Source organism: Erwinia sp. E_sp_B01_1 (assembly GCF_036865545.1).
GTDB lineage: Bacteria > Pseudomonadota > Gammaproteobacteria > Enterobacterales > Enterobacteriaceae > Erwinia.
The window spans coordinates 929,927-950,035 of sequence record NZ_CP142208.1 but is presented as its reverse complement, the minus strand read 5'-3'; the positions used below and the strand labels follow the sequence as shown (position 1 = coordinate 950,035).

Sequence of the window (20,109 nt, the reverse complement as noted above, 5' to 3'; positions counted from 1 at the left end):
CATCTGATGTCTAAGGGCTCTCTGAGGAGCGATCCTTATTACTCAGCTTCGGCGAAGGTTTCTTCAGCCTGCTGAGCCAGATCCTGTGAGCGACCTTCACGCACAGTGGTAGCCACTGCGGTCAGGTACAGGCTTACAGCACGGATTGCATCGTCATTACCAGGAATGATGAAGTCAACGCCGTCTGGATCAGAGTTGGTATCAACGATAGCAAAGACCGGGATACCCAGGTTGTTTGCTTCTTTGATAGCGATGTGTTCGTGGTCAGCGTCAACAACGAACAGTGCGTCAGGCAGGCCGCCCATATCTTTGATACCGCCCAGGCTGTTTTCCAGCTTGGCCAGTTCGCGAGTACGCATCAGCGCTTCTTTCTTGGTCAGTTTATCGAAGGTACCGTCCTGAGACTGGATTTCCAGGTCTTTCAGACGTTTGATGGACTGACGAACGGTTTTCCAGTTAGTCAGCATGCCACCCAACCAGCGATGGTTTACGAAGAACTGGTCACAGCTCAGCGCAGACTCTTTTACCGCTTCGCTTGCAGCGCGCTTAGTACCGACCATCAGGATCTTTCCTTTACGGGAAGCGATCTTGTTCAGTTCAGCCAGAGCTTCGTTGAACATTGGTACGGTTTTTTCAAGGTTGATGATGTGAACTTTGTTACGAGCGCCGAAGATGAATGGCTTCATTTTCGGGTTCCAGTAACGGGTCTGGTGACCGAAGTGTACACCGGCCTTGAGCATGTCGCGCATGGAAACAGTTGCCATGATTACCTCTATAGAATGATTTGGGGTTAAGCCTCCATGTATCCCATACAACCGACCCGTCAGGCTGCTTGCGCAGGCTTTAAGGCACCCCGGAGTATGTGTCGATACATGTGTGTTATTTACACATAATGAGATTTATGCGTTTCCCTGAGAAAACTCCTCACAGAGAATCGTCGGCGCGCTTTATACCACAATGGCGCCCGTGAAGCCAATAATTGTTGCCCATTGCTGCTCTGCTACAAACTGCAATTGGCAGAGCAAAGGTGGGCTGCTACCATTGCTGCACTTCCTTTATTATTGTCGAAAATAGCGACAACTGCGGACAAAATTAATGGCAATTACAATCAAAACCCCTGAAGAAATCGAAAAAATGCGCGTGGCTGGCCGTCTGGCCGCTGAAGTGCTGGAAATGATCGAAGAGCATGTGAAACCCGGCATCAGCACTGGCGAACTGGATCGTATTTGTAACGATTACATCGTGAACACGCAAAAAGCGGTCTCTGCCAGCCTGGGCTATCACGGCTTTCCTAAATCAGTCTGTATCTCGATTAATGAAGTGGTCTGTCACGGCATTCCCAGCGATGAGCGCATCCTGAAAGAGGGCGATATCGTCAATATCGACGTGACCGTCATTAAAGACGAGTATCACGGTGACACCTCTAAAATGTTTATCGTTGGTAAGCCGACCATCCAGGGAGAACGTCTGTGCCGTGTGACTCAGGAGAGCCTCTACCTGGCGCTGAAGATGGTGAAGCCGGGTATTCGCCTGCGCACCATTGGCCGTGAGATCCAGAAGTTTGTTGAAGCTCAGGACTTCTCTGTGGTCCGTGAATATTGCGGTCACGGTATCGGTAAAGGGTTCCACGAAGAGCCACAGGTTCTGCACTATGATGCCGATGATGGTGGCGTGGTGTTGCAGGCGGGCATGGCTTTTACCATTGAGCCTATGGTTAACGCCGGAGATTACCGTATTCGCAGCATGAAAGATGGCTGGACAGTGAAAACCAAAGATCGCAGCTTATCCGCCCAGTATGAGCACACCATCGTAGTGACCGAAAACGGCTGCGAAATTATGACGCTGCGCAAAGATGACACTATCCCTGCCGTTCTGACCCACGAAGGGTAAGAGGCAGCGAAAGAAAAAACCGGCTCCGGCCGGTTTTTTTTGATCTCAGGCCAGTGCTGGCGCTATTGTCGCTAATGATCTTTTCACTTCCGACTCGCAGAGCATTAAGCAGGAGCACTGGCGTGACCAAAACATTAAAGGATTACAGGCAGTCTGGCTCCCCCGCTCACTGGGAAGATGCGCAGCTGACCAGGGAATCCCTGAAGCAACACCTTGAGCAGTTTCATCACTTGCTGGCCAGGGCATTCGATGCCGGTGAAGATGTCGAAGCCCTGATCGATGCCCGTACGCTGTTTATCGATCGTCTGTTAAGGCGCCTGTGGCGCTTTTATGACTTTCCGGAAAAGGAGGGGATCGCCCTGGTAGCCGTGGGTGGCTACGGGCGGGGTGAACTGCATCCACTCTCCGATATTGATGTGCTGATCCTCAGCCGTAGCCCCCTTTCTGACCAGGATGCCCAGCGTACCAGCGAACTGCTGACGCTGATGTGGGATCTGAAGCTGGAAGTGGGACACAGCGTGCGGACGCTGGAAGAGTGTCTGCTGGAAGGGTTATCAGATCTGACCGTAGCCACCAACCTGATTGAATCGCGTATGCTCACCGGCGATGTGGCGCTTTTTCTGGAGTTGCAAAAGAACGTCTTCAGCGACGGGTTCTGGCCTTCCGATCGGTTTTTCGCGGCCAAAATTGAGGAGCAACAGGAGCGCCATCTGCGCTACCACGGCACCAGCTACAACCTTGAGCCGGATATCAAAAGCAGCCCCGGCGGCCTTCGGGATATTCACACTCTGCTGTGGGTTGCCCGCCGTCATTTTGGTGCCACCTCGATGGATGAAATGGTGGGTTTTGGCTTCCTGACTGAAGTTGAACGTAACGAACTGAATGAATGCCAGACTTTCCTCTGGCGCATCCGCTTCGCCCTGCATCTTACCCTGCCCCGCTATGACAACCGTCTGCTGTTTGACCGTCAGCTCACCGTCGCCCAGCGTCTGAACTATCAGGGTGAAGGGAATGAGCCGGTTGAACGGATGATGAAAGATTTCTATCGCGTGACCCGTCGCATCAGCGAGCTGAACCATATGCTGCTTCAGCTGTTCGATGAGGCGATTCTGGCGCTGGGTGAAGATGAGAAACCGCGGGCAATTGACGAAGAGTTCCAGCTACGCGGTTCGCTGATTGATTTGATCGATGAGTCACTCTTTTCCCGTGAGCCGGAAGCGATCATGCGGATGTTCTACACCATGGTGCGCACGCAAAAAATCACCGGTATCTACTCCACAACGCTGCGGCAGCTTCGCCATGCGCGGCGTCACCTGAAGCAGCCGCTCTGCACCATTCCGGAAGCTCGCCGGTTGTTCCTGGCCATTTTGCGCCATCCGGGCGCTGTCAGCCGGGCGCTGGTGCCCATGCACCGGCATAGCGTGCTAATGGCTTATATGCCGCAATGGGGCAACATCGTCGGACAGATGCAGTTTGATCTGTTCCATGCCTATACCGTTGATGAGCACACCATCCGTGTATTGCAAAAGCTGGAAAGCTTCGCCAGTGAAATTACCCGCCCCCGTCATCCACTTTGCGTGGAGATCTGGCCGCGTCTGCCGCAGGTTGAACTGCTGCTGATGGCAGCGCTGTTTCATGACATTGCTAAAGGCCGCAATGGCGATCACTCCATTCTGGGCGCACAGGATGCGCTGGAATTTGCTGAGCTGCATGGTCTGAACTCCCGCGAGACCCAGCTGGTTGCCTGGCTGGTTCGCCATCATTTACTGATGTCGGTGACGGCCCAGCGTCGTGATATCCAGGATCCCACTGAAATCCAGCAGTTTGCTGAGGTGATGCAAAACGAGAACCGGTTACGCTACCTGGTTTGCCTTACGGTCGCCGATATTTGTGCCACCAATGAAAACTTGTGGAACAGCTGGAAGCAAAGCCTGCTGCGGGAGCTCTTCTTTGCCACCGAGAAACAGTTGCGCCGGGGAATGGAAAACAGCCCGGACCTGCGGGAAAGGGTGCGTCACCATCGTTTGCAGGCGCTGGCGCTGTTACGCATGGACAACATCGACGAAGAGACTTTGCACAATATCTGGGGACGCTGCCGGGCGGATTATTTTCTGCGCCACACGCCAAACCAGCTTGCCTGGCATGCCCGTCATCTGATGAACCACGATCTGACCCAACCGCTGGTGCTGGTCAGTCCACAGGCGACGCGGGGCGGCACGGAGATTTTTATCTGGAGCCCCGATCGTCCCTACCTGTTTGCCACCGTGGCGGGCGAACTGGACCGTCGCAACCTTAGCGTGCATGACGCGCAGATTTTTACCAGCCGCGACGGCATGGCTATGGATACCTTTATCGTTCTTGAACCGGATGGCAGTCCGCTGGCAGCGGATCGCCACGAAATGATCCGTTATGCCCTTGAACAGGCCATTGGCCAGACAAGCTGGCAGTCTCCACGTACCCGGCGCCAGTCTGCCCGGCTTAAACATTTCAGCGTGGAAACCGAGGCAAAGTTTTTACCCACCCATACCGACCGCCGCACTTACATGGAGCTGATTGCCCTGGACCAGCCAGGGCTGCTTGCCAGGGTTGGGGAAGTCTTTGCCGATCTGGGTGTCTCTCTGCATGGAGCACGCATCAGCACCATTGGCGAACGGGTGGAGGATTTGTTTATCCTGGCCAACAGTGAGCGACGTGCCCTTAGTCCGGAATTACGCGAAGTGTTACAACAACGGTTGACAGAGGCCCTTAATCCAAACGATAAAGTGTGACCCAGATTTAATTTTTAACACGCCAGGTGAGGTTGAGTGTCGGGACGCGTGCCGTTTTTAGCGCCCGTACTCCCTGCACCGGGAACATGTTTTGACACAGGAAGAACTAATGCAACAATTACAGAATGTTATTGAAAGCGCTTTCGAGCGTCGCGCGGAAATCACTCCGGCTAACGCAGACACCGTTACCCGCGAAGCGGTAAATCAGGTAATCAGCCTGCTGGACAGCGGTGCCCTGCGCGTTGCTGAAAAGATCGACGGCCAGTGGGTCACGCACCAGTGGCTTAAGAAAGCCGTGCTGCTCTCTTTCCGCATCAATGACAATCAGGTGATTGACGGTGCAGAAAGCCGTTTCTACGACAAAGTTCCGATGAAATTCGCCAACTATGATGAAGCGCGCTTCAAAAAAGAAGGCTTCCGCGTGGTGCCACCTGCCGCCGTGCGCCAGGGTGCCTACATCGCCCGTAACACCGTGCTGATGCCTTCATACGTCAACATCGGTGCCTATGTTGATGAAGGTTCGATGGTTGATACCTGGGCCACAGTGGGGTCCTGCGCTCAGATTGGTAAAAACGTTCACCTGTCTGGTGGCGTGGGTATCGGTGGCGTGCTTGAGCCGCTGCAGGCCAATCCAACCATCATCGAAGACAACTGCTTTATCGGCGCACGTTCAGAAGTGGTTGAAGGCGTGATCGTGGAAGAAGGCGCGGTGATCTCTATGGGCGTTTACCTGGGCCAGAGCACCAAAATCTACGATCGTGAAACTGGCGAAGTGACCTATGGTCGCGTACCAGCAGGTTCTGTAGTTGTTTCCGGTAACCTGCCTTCTAAGGATGGGAGTTACAGTCTCTACTGTGCGGTTATCGTGAAGAAAGTTGACGCTAAAACCCGCGCAAAAGTGGGCATCAACGAACTGCTGCGCACCATCGACTAATCTCTATCGGGCCACTTCCTGTGGCCCGTAATTTTTTCTTTACACTTCGCCTGCTAATTACCTGTTTCGCGCATCGAAATAACGGATGCTATTGCGCAACATCTGAGCGATAATCCGCGCCGTTGATTTAATCCCTTAACCATTATCGTGACCCGGACTGCTATTTTAGCGACTTTATTATCGCTGGAGTACGGATGAGCGAGCTAAGTGAAGACAAGGCGTAAGCGCGCAGCCAGCACTCTGGACAGCTCAGTCCAGGATCCTGGCGGGCACTGCATAACGCAGTATTCACGACGCGCAGCCGGAACGACGACGACTTCACTTAGGAACAAAACTTATGTATGACAATCTGAAAGGCCTTGGTATTTCCTCTCCTGATGACATTGACCGTTACAGTCTGCGTCAGGAAGCCAGCAACGACATCCTGAAAATCTACTTCCGCAAAGATAAAGGTGAATTCTTCGCCAAGAGCGTGAAATTCAAATACCCACGTCAGCGTAAAACTGTGGTTGCCGATAACGCCAGCCAGGGTTACAAAGAGATTCAGGAGATCAGTCCTAACCTGCGTTATGTGATTGATGAACTGGACCAGATTTGCCAGCGTGACCAGGTTGAAGTGGATCTGAAACGCAAAATTCTGGAAGACCTGCGCCATCTGGAGCATGTGGTTTCCAACAAGATTAACGAGATTGAATCCGATCTTGAAAAGCTGACCCGTAGCAGCCGCTAATAACTGGTCATCTGTATTGCAGGGGGAGTGAAAACTTCGCCCCTTTTTTATTGAGGCTGCTTTAACCCTCTCAAGACCCTTTCCCCCTCTTCCTGTCAGTCCCCCCGGCCTAAGGCTGCTCATCCAGTTGTAATGCGACATACAGTAATAACCTGTCGTCGAAATTACTCAGATTTAATCCGGTGAGTTCAGAAATGCGGTTAAGCCGGTACTCCAGCGTATTACGATGAATATAGAGCGCTTTAGCCGTGGCAGAAGGCTGTACGTTATTGCTGAACCAGGAGATCAATGTCCTGCGTAACAGTCCGTTGTTATCCATCGACTTCAGTTTTGCCAGCGGGCGTGAAAGCTCATTGGCCTGCCAGCCACCCCGCAGGCTGTCCAGCAAGACGGGCAGCATCAAATCCTGGTAGAAGTAACTTCTCTGCTCCGGCATACGCTGCTTGCCTACCACCATCGTGGTTTGGGCTGTCCGGTAAGATCTTGCGATGCCACCAGGGCCGGTGAAGAAATTTCCTAACGCGATGCGCATCCGCAGATGGCCACTCTCTTTCATTCTGGATTGCAGCAACTCCACCCTTTTGCGGTGGTCGTCCGCATCATAGCGTCCATGAGCGTTAAAGGCGGGTTTCAGCACTACCATCTCCGTCAGCGAAACGATAGCAATCAGATTATCCCGCTCCGGCGTGGTCAGCAGCGTCTGTAACTGCTGCAGCTCGGACATCGCACTGTCCACCCCTAACTGACCGCTGTCTACCTCCACCACGGCCACCACTCTGGGCTGATTGAGATCGATCCGCAGGCGCTGCGCCCACTCCACCAGCGCGGGTGACAGCGTGTCGCTGCGGATCAGGTTCAGTACCAGCTCTTCACGCAGACGGCTGTCCTGCGCCAGCATATGCAACAGGCGCGCCTGCTCCAGCATCATTTCGGCGGTCATACAAACCAGCTCACCATAATGCCGCAGCGTTTCTGGTTCCCCGGTAAGCCCTATGACGCCGACAATGTCGCCATCAATGCGCATTGGCAGATTAATACCCGGACGGACACCATGAAGATGTTTAGCCACGCCTTCATCAATGTCCACGACCCTGGCCTGAGAGAGCGCCAGTAAAGCCCCTTCGTGCATTTCACCAATACGTTCCCGATCGCCGCTGCCGATAATCCGGCCGCGCGCATCCATCACGTTGACATTGCTGTCAATAATTTGCATCGTGCGGGCAACGATTTCCTGTGCCAGACGGGCATCCAGATGGTAGGTAGCCATTTACCACTCCTGAAAAACATCATTCTGCCAGCATACCTTTGGCATCAGGGTGAAACATTGTGCATCTGCACTAAGCGGCGTGCGGGCTGCGAAAATTGCGGGGAGTATCACAAAGAGAGGGGTGACTGGCGGGGAAAAAGCGGGATAAGTGCCGACGGCGAGCGCCGGCACCTTAAGAAATTACTGCATCAACAGATAGAGTGAGCTGTCACCACGCTGAATATTCAGCGCCAGCACAGAAGGTTTGCTGTCCAGGATTTTACGCAGCTCACCCAGGTTAGCTACCGCCTGCTGGTTGACGCCAAGGATCACATCATCCTTCTTCAGGCCAATGCGGGCCGCCGCAGAACCAGGCTTCACTGTGTCCACCTTGACGCCCTTCACCCCTTTCACTTCGTAGTTACTCAGGTCTGCGCCTTCAATACCGGTGTAGATAGTGGCAGACTCAACTTTGTTCTGGGTACTTTGCTGCAACTCAACGTTCACCGTCAGCGGCTTACCGTCACGAATCAAACCAAGGGACATTTTGGTGCCTACCGGAAGCGAACCAATCTGAGCACGCAGCGCGGCAAAGCTGGAAATTTGCTTACCGTTGATCGAAGTCACCACGTCACCAGCCTTCACGCCCGCTTTCGCCGCCGAAGAGTTTGCCAGTACCTGGCTGACGAACGCGCCACGCTGTGCATCCACCTTCATGGCTTTCGCCAGTTCGGAGTTCAGCTCGGTGCCCATGATGCCCAGTTCGCCACGTTTCACCTGGCCATATTCGACCATCTGCGCCGTCAGGTTTTTCACCATGGTGCTCGGGATAGCGAAGCCGATACCGATATTACCGCCGTCCGGTGCCAGGATGGCGGTGTTAATCCCGATCAGCTCACCATTCAGGTTCACCAGCGCACCGCCGGAGTTACCCCGGTTAATTGCCGCATCGGTCTGGATAAAGTTTTCGTAATTTTCCACGTTCAGACCGCTACGGCCCAGAGCAGAAACAATCCCTGAGGTTACTGTCTCACCCAGACCATAAGGGTTACCGATAGCCACGGTGTAATCACCCACGCGCAGGTCATCAGAATCTGCAATCTTGATAGCCGTCAGATTTTTCGCGTCATTCAGCTGAATCAATGCAATGTCTGAACGCGGATCTTTTCCGATAACTTTCGCATCATATTTGCGGCCATCACTCAGCTGAACCTGAATTTTCGTCGCGTTATCCACCACATGATTGTTGGTAACGACATAACCTTTAGCGGCATCAATCACCACACCAGAGCCCAGCGCGCGGAATTTCTCCTGCTGAGTATTGGCTCCGCCCTGATCCTGATCCTGACCCTGGCCCTGTCCACCGCCGCCCTGACACATCGGTGAGCTCTGGAAAGGCGAACCGTCCTGGCAGAACGGCGAGTTATCGCCAAAGAACTGCTGGAACTGCTGGGGCATCCGTGGCGTTTTAACGGTGGTGCTGCCTTCGACATTGATGCTGACGACGGAAGGCATCACTTTTTCCAACATCGGTGCCAGGCTTGGAAGCTGCTGGCTGGAAGAAGAAGCGGATTCTGCTGCCGTTGCAGTGAGCGGGGTCATCGCCATTCCCAGGCTAAGAGCCAACGCGCTAGCTAAAAGTGTTTTTTTCATGCGTCTGTTTCTCTGTGAGTCCAATTATGCAACCATTGCTGTGGTCGTGATGATGAGAGTGAATTTTTACCCCTTAGTTCATGAAAAAGTTTATGTTAAAGGTAAAAATTTATTCCCACTCTTTACATTTCATACAGCCTTAATGTTATTCCACCGCCATCAGGCGACGGTACTCGTCCCATGCATAAAGATCCGTCATACCGCTGACGTAATCCTGCAGCATTCTCGCCCGATAATAATATTCCCAAATGGCGATATCTCCTGCCCGATTATCCAGCCTGGCCATTGCCTCACTATAAGCGAGACGGAATCGGGTAGAGAGTTTATGAAATAGTCGCGTTTCAATCGGATAACCTTTTAAGTAATCCTTTTCCACCAGCTCCGCAAACTCCTGCTGAGTCAGCATCAGTAAAGGATGATAAATATCCAACAATCCCTTAATGACCCGGTAACCCTGAAGCTCCAGCTGCTCTACGTCGGGGTGGTTAAATACATGACGAAAGGCCACTTTTTTAAAAGTTTCCAGCAGCAGGCTCTGTGAACTGCCATCTTCCAACAGCGCTTCATTGAATTTTCCGTCAAAAACATCCGGTAAATTATCAATAAACCGGCCGGCGGCATGGGGAACAAGTCGGGCAACCGTATTCACTCTTAAATACATAAAGAATTGATCTTCACTACTGCGGCTGGTCTGAGAACTTCTGGATTTATCCAGCGCGTTAGTCACAACCACGCTGAACAGATCGCCAGGTTGATGATTTGGCCAGAGCGCGAATAAATGTTCATAAAGTCGCTCAACGGTAAAAATGTTTTTTTCCACCGCATCTTCAAGGTCAGCAACACAATAGGAAATATCATCTGCGGCTTCCATGATATAGGTCAGAGGAAAGCGGCAGTGCGGCTGAAGATCCAGTTCTTTACGTAATCGCGCAACGTATTCTGCTTCTGCCAGATAATATCCCGGTTTCTTCATCAGATAATCACGGTGCGGGGGGATTTTTCCCCTGTGCCAGGCGGGCCGGGTATATTTTAAAATACAGCCGACCTGCGCCCAGGTCAGGTTCATTCTCAACAGCGAATGCACCATGCGAATGGCCTGAGCGTTACCCTCGAACTCCGATAAATCCTGACGAATCTTTGCACGAAGATCGTTGAAGCCATCATTTTCAAAACGCAGGACGTGCGGCTCGCAGCGATCGCTCCGTGCTTCTTCCGGCAGATAGTGAGTATCGAGACGCTGACGGAACCAGTCATTGATTGCGGATTCGCCAAAATGACCAAAAGGCGGATTGCCAATATCGTGCATCAGGCAGGCCATCTCGACAATGCTTTCAAACGGGCCGGTTAGCTGAGCCAGACCGTAGTTCTCCAGCAGATTCTGCTCCTTGAGCCGGGTCAACACCTCTTTGGCGATGTAACGCCCAACCTGCTGCACTTCCAGCGAATGGGTCAGTCTGGACCGCACTGCGGCATTGCGTTCAAGTGGAAAGACCTGCGTTTTCTGTTGCAGACGCCGGATAGCGGCAGAGTTGATAATGCGCCCGCGATCGCTCTCAAAAATACGCAGAATTTCATGCTCGTCTTTCAGTCCCTGCTGCGGACGATAACGACGCTGATAATTGATCTTTTTCCTGAAGTCGATTTCGGTCATGCCTGCTTCCCATTGTCCGGCACCTGATTCATGCCTGCGTTACGGATTATGTCCCTCATCCTGCCATGATAGACTATGCGCCGAAAGGACAGATGACTTCCACAACAATAGCGAGTATCCCTATGAAAGCAGGCATTATTGGTGCAATGGAGCAGGAAGTAACCCTGCTGCGTGACAAAATTGAAAACCGTCAGACACTGACGCTGGCAGGCTGCGAAATCTACACCGGCACGCTGAATGGCGTTGAAGTTGCGCTGCTGAAGTCGGGCATTGGAAAAGTTTCCGCCGCGCTGGGGACCACCCTGCTGCTTCAGCTTTGCAAACCAGATTTCATAATCAACACCGGTTCGGCTGGTGGTCTGGCGCCTTCGCTGACAGTAGGCGATATCCTGGTATCCGACGAAGTGCGCTATCACGATGCCGATGTTACGGCATTTGGTTATGAGCCAGGCCAGATGGCAGGTTGCCCGGCCGCTTTCAAGGCCGATGCGGCGCTGATCGAAGCGGCAGAAGCCAGTATCGCCCAGCTCGGCCTGCACGCTGTTCGCGGCCTGGTGGTGAGCGGTGATGCCTTTATCAATGGTGCAGAGCCTCTGGCACGCATCCGTTCCACCTTCCCGCAGGCTGCCGGTGTGGAGATGGAAGCCACGGCGATTGCCCATGTCTGCCATCAGTTTGCCGTGCCTTTTGTGGTGGTCCGTGCCATCTCCGACGTGGCCGACAAAGAATCTCACCTGAGCTTTGATGAGTTCCTGGTGGTGGCAGCGAAGCAATCCTCCCTGCTGGTTGAAACCCTGCTGACCAGGCTCTCCCGTGGCTAAGCGAGGCCTCGCCTTTCTGCTGCTGCTGTGCTCTTTGGGCGCTGCGGCTGCGGCGCCAAGAGTGATCACGCTGGCACCGAGCCTGACAGAGCTGGCCTTTGCAGCAGGCATCACGCCTGTCGGGGTCAGTGCTTATTCCGATTATCCGGCCGACGCCACCCGCATTGAGCAGGTGGCCAACTGGCAGGGGATCAATACCGAACGCATTCTCGCCCTTAAGCCTGATGTGGTGCTGGCATGGCGCGAGGGAAATCCTCAGCGCCAGGTCGATCAACTCAGCGCCTTCGGTATTGATGTCGTCTGGATCAATCCGACCACTGTCGATCAGATTGCGGCCAGTTTACGGCAGCTAAAAGCCTGGAGTCCTCAACCGGAAAAAGCTGAACGCGCCGCTGAAACCCTTATCCATCAGCAGGAGTCTCTGCGCAGCCGCTACTCGGCGCTGCCCACAAAGCGGGTTTTTCTACAGTTTGGCCAGCAGCCGCTGTTTACCGCTTCCGGCAATACGCTTCAGAATGCGATTCTGCAACTCTGCGCCGGTGAGAACATTTTTGCCGACAGCCGCGTGGCCTGGCCGCAGGTGAGCCGTGAACAGGTATTGATGCGCGCACCCGCCGTCATAGTGGCAGGAGGAGAAAGAAACCGCATTCCGGCGATCCAGGCCTGGTGGCATCCACAGTTAGAGGTGCCGGTGATCATGCTAAATGATGACTGGTTTAGCCGGCCGGGACCCCGTATTATGCTGGCAGCTCAACAATTGTGCAGCCAGTTGCACCCCGGTTGATGCTCTGAAACCTTAAAACCGCACAAAGCCGGTTAAAGTTTCGGCAGAAATTGTCGTTAATAAAATAACGAGGCGGCGAAATATTTTATTCTCGCTGCCCGATTTTGGGCTGATGCCCGGATTTTTACACCAGGAAAGCAAAACAATGAAAGCCGTTTATCTGGCCCTTGGCCTTATGATGGCTGGTCATGCCTGTGCGGCGTCTATAACGGGCAGCATTGGGGTCAAACTGACCATTTACTCGCAATGTCACATTGACGGGCAAAGCACCACACCAGCAAACTTACCCGCAGTAAACTGTGGCCAGCAGGAATCGGCCCAGCCAAAAGTCACTGAATCGGTAATTTCACAGGATAGTGAACGCCGCACTGTGGCGAAGTTAGTCACGGTAGAATGGTAAGAACGAACCCCGGCGACGGACGTGCCGGGGCAACTGCATCAGATGCTGAACGAAGAGCCACAGCCACAGGTGGTTTTGGCGTTGGGATTGGTGACGATAAACCGTGAGCCTTCCAGCCCTTCAGTGTAATCCACCGCGCCGCCGACCAGATACTGCAGGCTCATCGGATCCACAACCAGCGCTACGCCAGCCTTCTCGATGGTCATATCGCCGTCGTTTACCTTATCATCAAAGGTAAACCCGTACTGGAAACCACTGCAGCCGCCACCGGTGATATAAACACGCAGTTTCAGGTCAGGGTTCTCTTCGTCTGAAATCAGATTTTTGACTTTACTGGCCGCTGCTTCAGTAAACTGCAGGGGCAGAGCTATATCGTCACTCATTTAATACTCCAGTATGCATTCAGGCGGTTGCCTGCCAGGTCATAAATCGACCATCTCTCGCACCATTATCTTATACACAAGTATAGCAATCAAGTATCCGCCGTTTTCATGTCGGCCTGCGTGGCACTCTGTGCTGCCACTTTCTCATCATCTCTTTGCTGTTGTTTAGCCAGCGTACGCGCCAGCAGCGATGAATAGAGCGGTTTGCCGCCAAGAAACTGTGCCAGTAATGTTGCGCCAAGACAGGTAATAATCATCGGCAGAATAAGCTGATAATTGTCGGTCATTTCCAAAACAAGCACGATCCCGGTCAGCGGTGCCCTGACTGAGGCGGCAAAAAGCGCGCCCATTCCGGCAATGGCAAAAGTGCCCGCTTCCAGATGATAAGCAGGAAACAGTGAGGCGCTCGCCATGCCAAACGCCGTGCCCAACAGGGTTCCCAGCGCCAGCATCGGAGCAAAAATACCGCCAGGTGCACCGGATCCGAAGCACAGCAGCGTGGTAACGACGCGGGTAATGAAGATAAACAGCAGCATGCCAACCGTGTAATTCCCGGCAGCGGCAATCGGGATCAGATTAAATCCGCCGCCTGCCGCTTCTGGCTCAATAACGCCCAGCACGCCACACACGCCACCCAGTACACCGCCAATAATCAGGATTTTGCGCAGATTCCCGCCGTGCAGCCGTTGAAACATATCCTGGGTTTTGAAGATAAGCGTATTGAACAGCACGCCAACCACGCCAAACAGCATGCCCAGCAGCAGATAAAGCCAGAGGGTGTTGACCGGCGCAGTAGCCAGTTTCCCCACTTCAATGACCGCTCCTTCTCCGTTGAAGATACGGAAAACAATGCTCGACATGATCACGCCAATAAACACGGCTTTCACCGAAATCACGCTGTACCGAAATTGCAGCCGCATCTCTTCAATAATAAACAGGATACCGGCCAGCGGCGCATTGAACGCGGCGGAAAGCCCGGCGGCGGCCCCGGTTGCCAGCAGGGAATGGCGGGCTTCAGTGCTTTTCATCCGGAAGATATCCAGCACCATCCGGCCTATATTGCCGCCAAGCTGCACGGTTGGCCCTTCACGCCCCAGCACCATCCCGGCCCCCAAAGCGCCCATTCCATCGACAAATTTTACCGGGATCACCCGCCACCAGCGGACAGGACGTAGCTCTTCCAGCGCCCCTTCAATTTCAGGAATGCCCGAACCGGAAGCCTCCGGGGCAAAACGCCTGACGAGGTAATACCCCACCATAGCCAGTAACCCGGAAAGAATAAATGCCAGAGGAAAGACCAGTATCCAGTGCTTATCCACCGTTGCCAGCATCGACAGTCGCTGAGCAGTAACCGCATTGACCGCTTTTTCAAAGGCAACGCCGACAAGACCTGCCAGCGTCCCCACGACACCCGCGACAATCAGTACCGCTACGGGCGTCTTATCGCCCCGCAGGATCAACCGGAGGAAATCCCCACGCCGGGCCGGGACAGTGTTCAGTTGCTCAGTAGAGGACGTTGGTTCGTTCATACCCTGTTCATTATTTAGTAAAGATAAGTCAATATCTTACCCTGCTCAGCAGCGATGTCCCGGGAAAATTTCCTTTCTATTCGTGTCAAAAGCCCGACTTACCTTTTAACCCTGCCCCATGTTCCCTTAGAATGGCCGGGTTTTTCTAAATGAATTCTCAGGAGCGGAAGCATGAGTAAGTCTGAAAACCTGTATGCTCAGGCACAGCAATATATCCCCGGTGGCGTAAACTCCCCGGTGCGCGCCTTTAGCGGCGTTGGCGGTGTACCGCTCTTTATCGAACGTGCTGATGGCGCCTACTTATACGATGCCGACGGCAAAGCGTATGTCGACTACGTTGGCTCCTGGGGGCCGATGGTGCTGGGTCATAACCACCCTGCCATCCGCAATGCGGTGATTGAGGCCGCTGAACGCGGTCTGAGCTTTGGCGCGCCTACCGAGATGGAAGTCAAAATGGCGCAGCTGGTCACCACGCTGGTGCCAACCATGGATATGGTCCGTATGGTCAACTCAGGCACCGAAGCCACCATGAGCGCAATTCGCCTGGCACGTGGCTTCACCCATCGTGACAAGATCATTAAGTTTGAAGGCTGCTATCACGGTCATGCCGACTGCCTGCTGGTTAAAGCGGGTTCCGGTGCACTGACGCTGGGCCAGCCTGACTCTCCGGGCGTTCCGGCAGATTTCGCTAAACATACCCTGACCTGCACGTACAACGACCTCGACTCTGTGCGGGCGGCCTTCGAACAGTATCCGCACGAGATTGCCTGTATTATCGTTGAGCCGGTCGCAGGCAACATGAACTGCATTCCACCGCATGACGATTTCCTGCCTGGTCTGCGTGCGCTGTGTGATGAGTTCGGCGCGCTGTTTATCATTGATGAAGTGATGACCGGCTTCCGTGTCGCACTGGCCGGGGCTCAGGCGCATTACGGCGTGAAGCCCGATCTGACCTGTCTGGGCAAAATCATCGGCGGCGGTATGCCTGTGGGTGCATTTGGTGGCCGTCGTGACGTGATGGAAGCGCTGGCACCAACCGGCCCTGTTTACCAGGCGGGTACGCTCTCAGGTAACCCTATTGCTATGGCCGCCGGTTTTGCCTGCCTGAGCGAGATTGCCAAACCCGGCAGCCACGACAAGCTGACAGCGCTGACAACCCAACTGGCTGAAGGTCTGCTGGCCGCGGCGAAAGAGACTGGCATTCCCCTGGTGGTGAATCACGTTGGGGGGATGTTCGGGATCTTCTTCACCTCAGCAGCATCCGTGAGCAGTTATCAGGATGTGTCCGGGTGCGACGTGGAACGCTTTAAAAAGTTCTTCCACCTGATGCTGGAAGAGGGAATTTACCTGGCCCCTTCTGCCTTTGAGGCTGGCTTTATGTCTCTGGCCCACAGCGAGCAGGACATTGACAACACCATTGCCGCTGCGCGTCGTAGCTTTGCTAAGCTGGCCTGAAAGCGGAGTGATGGCATAGCCAGTTAGCCAGGCGTCACGAAACAATAAATCTGCATAAAAAACGCCTGATGATTCACTCATCAGGCGTTTTTTTCAGGCTGCCCTGATTAACGTTCCGGGCTGAAAGCTCAGCGTTTCTGCAACGATAACCTCAGTGCAAACTGAGCGTGCTTACACCTTCCGCAGCAGATAAACGAAGTAAGGTGCGCCGATAAAGGTAGCCAGCAGCCCCGCCGGGATCTGATTCGGGAAAGCTACCATCCGGCCACACCAGTCTGCTAACGCCATCAGCAGACCGCCCATCAAAGCCGCCATAATCAGTTGCGGCATCGCACGACGGAAGCCAAGCATGCGAACAATATGCGGGGCCATCAACCCAATAAAGCTTAAAGGACCGATGGTCAGCGTAGCCGCAGCCGTGAGTGCAGCAGCCAGCAGCAACAGGGCAAAGCGGGAGGGTTTTAATGCCACCCCCAGCGAACGCGCCGTTTCCCCGCCCAGTGGCAGCACTGTCAGCCAGCGGCGGCAAAACGGTACCAGCGCCAGCAGAACTACGGTGATGATTACTGTCCGCCACGCCTGAGCGGCATCAATGCTGTAAGTCGATCCTGAAAGCCAGGTCATCAGGTTCGCCATACGCGGATCGCCACTGGCCAGCAGCATCAACAGCAGGGTGGCAAAGGCCGTACTCAGTGCCATCCCGGCCAGTAACATACGTTCAGGCGAGAATCCCCCTCTGCCCCCCACCACGGTGATGATGAACAGGGTCACTGCCGCCCCGATGCTGCCGGCAGGTAACAGCCAGCCAAACGCATCACCCGGCACCAGGAACAGCATAATTACTACCCCAAAAGCCGCCCCGGAACTGATTCCCAGCACTTCCGGGCTCGCCATGGGGTTACCGGTAAGACGTTGTACAATGCAGCCAGCAACGCCAAGGATCATGCCGGTAGCAATCGCCGCGACCAGGCGAGGCAACCGCCAGGGAACAAGCTGGCTGAAGAGATCGCCTGACACCCAGCTCCAGCCCTGGGCATCGCGCCCAAGACTCAGTGCAATCACAGACATCACCAGCAGTGCCACACCACCGGCAATGGCCCATCCCCACACATGATGACGCTCTACCGGCACATGATCGCCCTGGTTCATCGCAGGAGGGACGGCGGCAGTACGCAGTCGGGGCAGTAACCACAGCAGCAACGGCGAACCGATAATGGCCGTTGCCGTGCCGGTAGACACTTCCCGCCAGTTATCGGTCAGCCAGATCACCACCTGATCCGCCAGCCATAACAGCAGCATGCCGATCAAGGGGGCCAGCAGCAGACGGCTGAGCAGACGCCGCGCACCCAGCATTTTTGCCAGCAGCGGCGAGAACAGACCGATAAACCCGATAATGCCCGCCGCATTCACCAGTTGGGCGCTGAGCACGATAGCCAGCGCCAGTACCAGCAGACGGGCAGCCGACAAGGCCAGCCCCAGATTGCGGGCCACGCCATCATCCAGCCCCATCAGCTTCATGGGCCGTAAAAGCATCAGTGACAATACAAACCCTGCCAGCAGTTTTGGCCAGATAAAGCTGACGCCATGCCAGTCCATCTGGTTCAGGGTGCCGGTGCTCCACAGAAACATGCTTTGCAGACGCTCATGATTAAACAGGCCAAGCACCTGATTTACCGCGCCGCAATAAAGTGACATTACCAGACCCGCCAGGATCAGGGTCACAGGCGAGAGACGTTTCCCCCAGGCGATGCCAAAGACAATCAGCCCCACCGCAATAGCCCCCACCATCGAGGCAATTTGCTGAGTAAAAAGATCGCCAGGCAGGCTCCAGAGCGTGACGATCGTCAGTCCCAGCTGCGCACCTGAAGCCACGCCCAGCGTTGCCGGCTCGGCCAGAGGATTACGCAATACTTGCTGAAACAGCAGCCCTACCAGCCCCAGTCCCGCGCCCACCAGCAGAGAGAGCGTCAGGCGTGGCAGCAGGCTGTAATGAAACACCATCTGGTCAACATTATCGGGATTCGCCGCCACGAGCGTTTCACGCCATTGCGAAACCGGAAGATGATGGCTGAAGTTAATCCAGGTCAGGCCAAGAGCGGCAAGCAGCAGTAATGACAGTAAAATAACAGGGAAACGGGAGACGGTTTTCATGCTGCCTCCAGCGCGTGATCTAACAGGCGGCAGAAGCGCATGGCCGACAGTGTTCCACCGTAAAACCACACCTGAGGCACCCGACGGAACCGGTTTTCACGCACAAAAGGCATGGATTTCCACAGCGGTGTCGAGGTCACATTTTGCATGATCTTTTCGTCGCCATGATCGAAACAGACCACGTCCACATCACGGATCGAGGCCAGCCGCTCGATACCCACCAGCGTACTTCCCCAGTAGGTGGTCTCGCCGTGCCAGGCATTCACCAGGCCAATCTCTTCCATCACTTCCAGGAACAGGCTGCCTTTGCCAAACACCATCACATGGCTGGTATCCAGCACGGAGATCAGTAACAACGGGCGTTGTACCCTGGCGGCCTGGCGTGCTTTCGCCTGCGCGATAAACGCATCAAATTCAGCAAGATGATGTTGAGCCTGAGGCATCCTTCCAATTCTTTCGGCGAGTTGCAGAAGGGATTTACGGGCTACAGTCAGGGGCTTGCCGCTGTCATCACTGAAAGGGAACCCCATGCCTGGGGCGATTTTATTGATGGTGTCAACGGAAGGGCCATAGCCGGAGGAGTAAACAATCAGCGAGGGCTTCATCTGGATCATCAACTCCAGATTAGGTTCAGTGCGCAGCCCGACATCAACGGTGGTGTCTGACAGTTTGGGCTCCCCCACCCACAGATCGTAATTATACAGGTCAGCGGCACCAAGGGGAGAAATGCCCAACGCCAGCAGCATTTCAGTAGGTCGCCACTCCAGGCTGATAATGCGCTGAATATCGACTGGTGAGGCTGCCCGGGCATGCCAGGCAGGCAGTAAAGGCGCAAGTGCCATCGCCATCAATAAACGGCGGCGGTAATAATCCGGCATGGGAACATCCATCTGTCAGTAAACAAAACTCACCGGCGCACCGCCATTAGGGTGAGGCAATATCCCCATCGGGATACCATAAATTTCATCAAGCACGCTGGCCTGCATGATTGCCGCAGCATCGCCCTGGGCAATCATTCCGCCACCGCGCAGCGCCACCAGATGATCACAGTAACGGGAAGCCATATTGATATCATGCAGCACCGCGATAACTGTCAGACCACGCTCGCGGCTCAGACGCTGGATCAGCGCCAGCACCTCCACCTGATGGGCAATGTCCAGGGCGGAGGTAGGTTCATCCAGCAGCAGGCAGCGACTGTTCTGCGCCACCAGCATCGCTATCCATGCACGCTGGCGCTCGCCACCGGAGAGGCTGTCGACCAGGCGTAAAGCAAACGGCTTGAGGCCAACCAGCGAGATAGCTTCTTCCACCCGCTCACGATCTTCTGCGCCATAGCGCCCCAGCGCGCCGTGCCAGGGATAGCGACCCATTGACACCAGCTCCCGCACCGTCATCCCTTCGGCAGGGGGAAGTTGCTGCGGCAGATAAGCCACTTCACGCGCGAAAGCTTTACTTTGCCAGTCGGCAATCGCCTTGCCATTCAGATGCACCTGACCCTCAGAGGCCGCCTGATGCCTGCCCAGTAGTTTCAGTAGCGTCGATTTTCCGGAGCCATTGTGACCAATCAGTCCACAGACTTTCCCGGCGGGAAAGGTCAGGGACAGCGGCTGCAATAACGTCCTGCCCGGTACGGTAAACGAGGCATTATCAAGTGAGAAGGTGGTTTCTGTAGTATGCGGAGGAGACATAGCGATCTTCTGATTGGTGGGCGCGG

Annotated in this window: 17 protein-coding genes; 8 read left to right on the top strand and 9 right to left on the bottom strand. The window is 54.5% G+C overall.

Annotated elements, in window-relative coordinates; genetic code table 11:
• Positions 1–38: 38 nt before the first annotated feature.
• The gene (gene rpsB / locus VRC33_RS04440) at positions 39–764 is read right to left on the bottom strand and encodes a 30S ribosomal protein S2 (protein WP_157032673.1); all 726 of its coding nucleotides are present in this window, start codon (positions 762–764) and stop codon (positions 39–41) included.
• A gap of 331 nt (positions 765–1,095) precedes the next feature.
• On the opposite strand from rpsB, the gene map reads away from it, so the two are divergent.
• The 4 genes from map (at position 1,096) to VRC33_RS04420 (ending at position 6,322) form a co-directional block, all read left to right on the top strand.
• Positions 1,096–1,890 (top strand): type I methionyl aminopeptidase, encoded by a 795-nt coding sequence (gene map, locus VRC33_RS04435; protein WP_338561264.1) that lies wholly within the window; start codon positions 1,096–1,098, stop codon positions 1,888–1,890.
• Between the two features lie 122 nt (positions 1,891–2,012).
• Positions 2,013–4,658, top strand: coding sequence for a bifunctional uridylyltransferase/uridylyl-removing protein GlnD (glnD, locus tag VRC33_RS04430; protein WP_338561261.1), 2,646 nt, complete (start codon positions 2,013–2,015; stop codon positions 4,656–4,658).
• Between the two features lie 109 nt (positions 4,659–4,767).
• Entirely contained in the window at positions 4,768–5,592 is an 825-nt protein-coding gene (gene dapD, locus VRC33_RS04425) for a 2,3,4,5-tetrahydropyridine-2,6-dicarboxylate N-succinyltransferase (RefSeq protein WP_338561259.1), read from the top strand.
• Positions 5,593–5,929: 337 nt separating this feature from the next.
• A complete protein-coding gene (locus VRC33_RS04420; RefSeq protein ID WP_338561256.1) occupies positions 5,930–6,322 on the top strand; it encodes a DUF3461 family protein in 393 nt (130 codons plus the stop codon).
• A gap of 109 nt (positions 6,323–6,431) precedes the next feature.
• On the opposite strand, the gene VRC33_RS04415 is transcribed toward VRC33_RS04420, so the two are convergent.
• The 3 genes from VRC33_RS04415 to dgt all read right to left on the bottom strand — a co-directional run bounded on the left by VRC33_RS04415 (position 6,432) and on the right by dgt (position 10,872).
• Positions 6,432–7,589 (bottom strand): CdaR family transcriptional regulator, encoded by a 1,158-nt coding sequence (locus VRC33_RS04415; protein ID WP_338561254.1) that lies wholly within the window; start codon positions 7,587–7,589, stop codon positions 6,432–6,434.
• A 180-nt stretch (positions 7,590–7,769) separates the two neighbouring features.
• Entirely contained in the window at positions 7,770–9,221 is a 1,452-nt protein-coding gene (gene degP / locus VRC33_RS04410; RefSeq protein WP_338561252.1) for a serine endoprotease DegP, read from the bottom strand.
• Between the two features lie 145 nt (positions 9,222–9,366).
• The gene (gene dgt, locus VRC33_RS04405) at positions 9,367–10,872 is read right to left on the bottom strand and encodes a dGTPase (protein WP_338561250.1); all 1,506 of its coding nucleotides are present in this window, start codon (positions 10,870–10,872) and stop codon (positions 9,367–9,369) included.
• Between the two features lie 122 nt (positions 10,873–10,994).
• Between dgt and mtnN the strand changes: the two genes are divergently transcribed.
• The 3 genes from mtnN (at position 10,995) to VRC33_RS04390 (ending at position 12,877) form a co-directional block, all read left to right on the top strand.
• Positions 10,995–11,693 carry a 5'-methylthioadenosine/S-adenosylhomocysteine nucleosidase gene (mtnN, locus tag VRC33_RS04400; RefSeq protein ID WP_338564044.1) on the top strand — a complete coding sequence of 233 codons (699 nt, stop codon included), beginning with the start codon at positions 10,995–10,997 and terminating at the stop codon, positions 11,691–11,693.
• The gene (gene btuF / locus VRC33_RS04395) at positions 11,686–12,477 is read left to right on the top strand and encodes a vitamin B12 ABC transporter substrate-binding protein BtuF (protein ID WP_338561248.1); all 792 of its coding nucleotides are present in this window, start codon (positions 11,686–11,688) and stop codon (positions 12,475–12,477) included. Before mtnN ends, btuF begins: the two co-directional genes overlap by 8 nt.
• 145 nt (positions 12,478–12,622) lie before the next feature.
• Positions 12,623–12,877, top strand: a complete 255-nt coding sequence (locus VRC33_RS04390) for a hypothetical protein (protein ID WP_338561245.1) — start codon at positions 12,623–12,625, stop codon at positions 12,875–12,877.
• A gap of 38 nt (positions 12,878–12,915) precedes the next feature.
• On the opposite strand, the gene erpA is transcribed toward VRC33_RS04390, so the two are convergent.
• Together erpA and clcA are read right to left on the bottom strand one after the other, a co-directional pair.
• A complete protein-coding gene (gene erpA / locus VRC33_RS04385) occupies positions 12,916–13,260 on the bottom strand; it encodes an iron-sulfur cluster insertion protein ErpA (protein WP_318788876.1) in 345 nt (114 codons plus the stop codon).
• A gap of 89 nt (positions 13,261–13,349) precedes the next feature.
• On the bottom strand, positions 13,350–14,789 hold the full coding sequence (gene clcA, locus VRC33_RS04380; protein ID WP_338561239.1) for a H(+)/Cl(-) exchange transporter ClcA: 1,440 nt from the start codon (positions 14,787–14,789) through the stop codon (positions 13,350–13,352).
• A 171-nt stretch (positions 14,790–14,960) separates the two neighbouring features.
• On the opposite strand from clcA, the gene hemL reads away from it, so the two are divergent.
• On the top strand, positions 14,961–16,244 hold the full coding sequence (gene hemL / locus VRC33_RS04375; protein ID WP_338561236.1) for a glutamate-1-semialdehyde 2,1-aminomutase: 1,284 nt from the start codon (positions 14,961–14,963) through the stop codon (positions 16,242–16,244).
• A 171-nt stretch (positions 16,245–16,415) separates the two neighbouring features.
• On the opposite strand, the gene fhuB is transcribed toward hemL, so the two are convergent.
• From fhuB to fhuC, 3 genes are read right to left on the bottom strand one after another with little or no spacing between them, the layout of a single operon-like run.
• Complete coding sequence (gene fhuB / locus VRC33_RS04370) at positions 16,416–18,395, bottom strand: Fe(3+)-hydroxamate ABC transporter permease FhuB (RefSeq protein WP_338561234.1); 1,980 nt, start codon at positions 18,393–18,395, stop codon at positions 16,416–16,418.
• Positions 18,392–19,273: a Fe(3+)-hydroxamate ABC transporter substrate-binding protein FhuD gene (gene fhuD / locus VRC33_RS04365; RefSeq protein WP_338561232.1), complete on the bottom strand. Its 882-nt coding sequence runs from the start codon at positions 19,271–19,273 to the stop codon at positions 18,392–18,394. Before fhuD ends, fhuB begins: the two co-directional genes overlap by 4 nt.
• A gap of 15 nt (positions 19,274–19,288) precedes the next feature.
• Positions 19,289–20,083, bottom strand: coding sequence for a Fe3+-hydroxamate ABC transporter ATP-binding protein FhuC (fhuC, locus tag VRC33_RS04360; protein WP_338561230.1), 795 nt, complete (start codon positions 20,081–20,083; stop codon positions 19,289–19,291).
• Between the last annotated feature and the right edge of the window lie 26 nt (positions 20,084–20,109).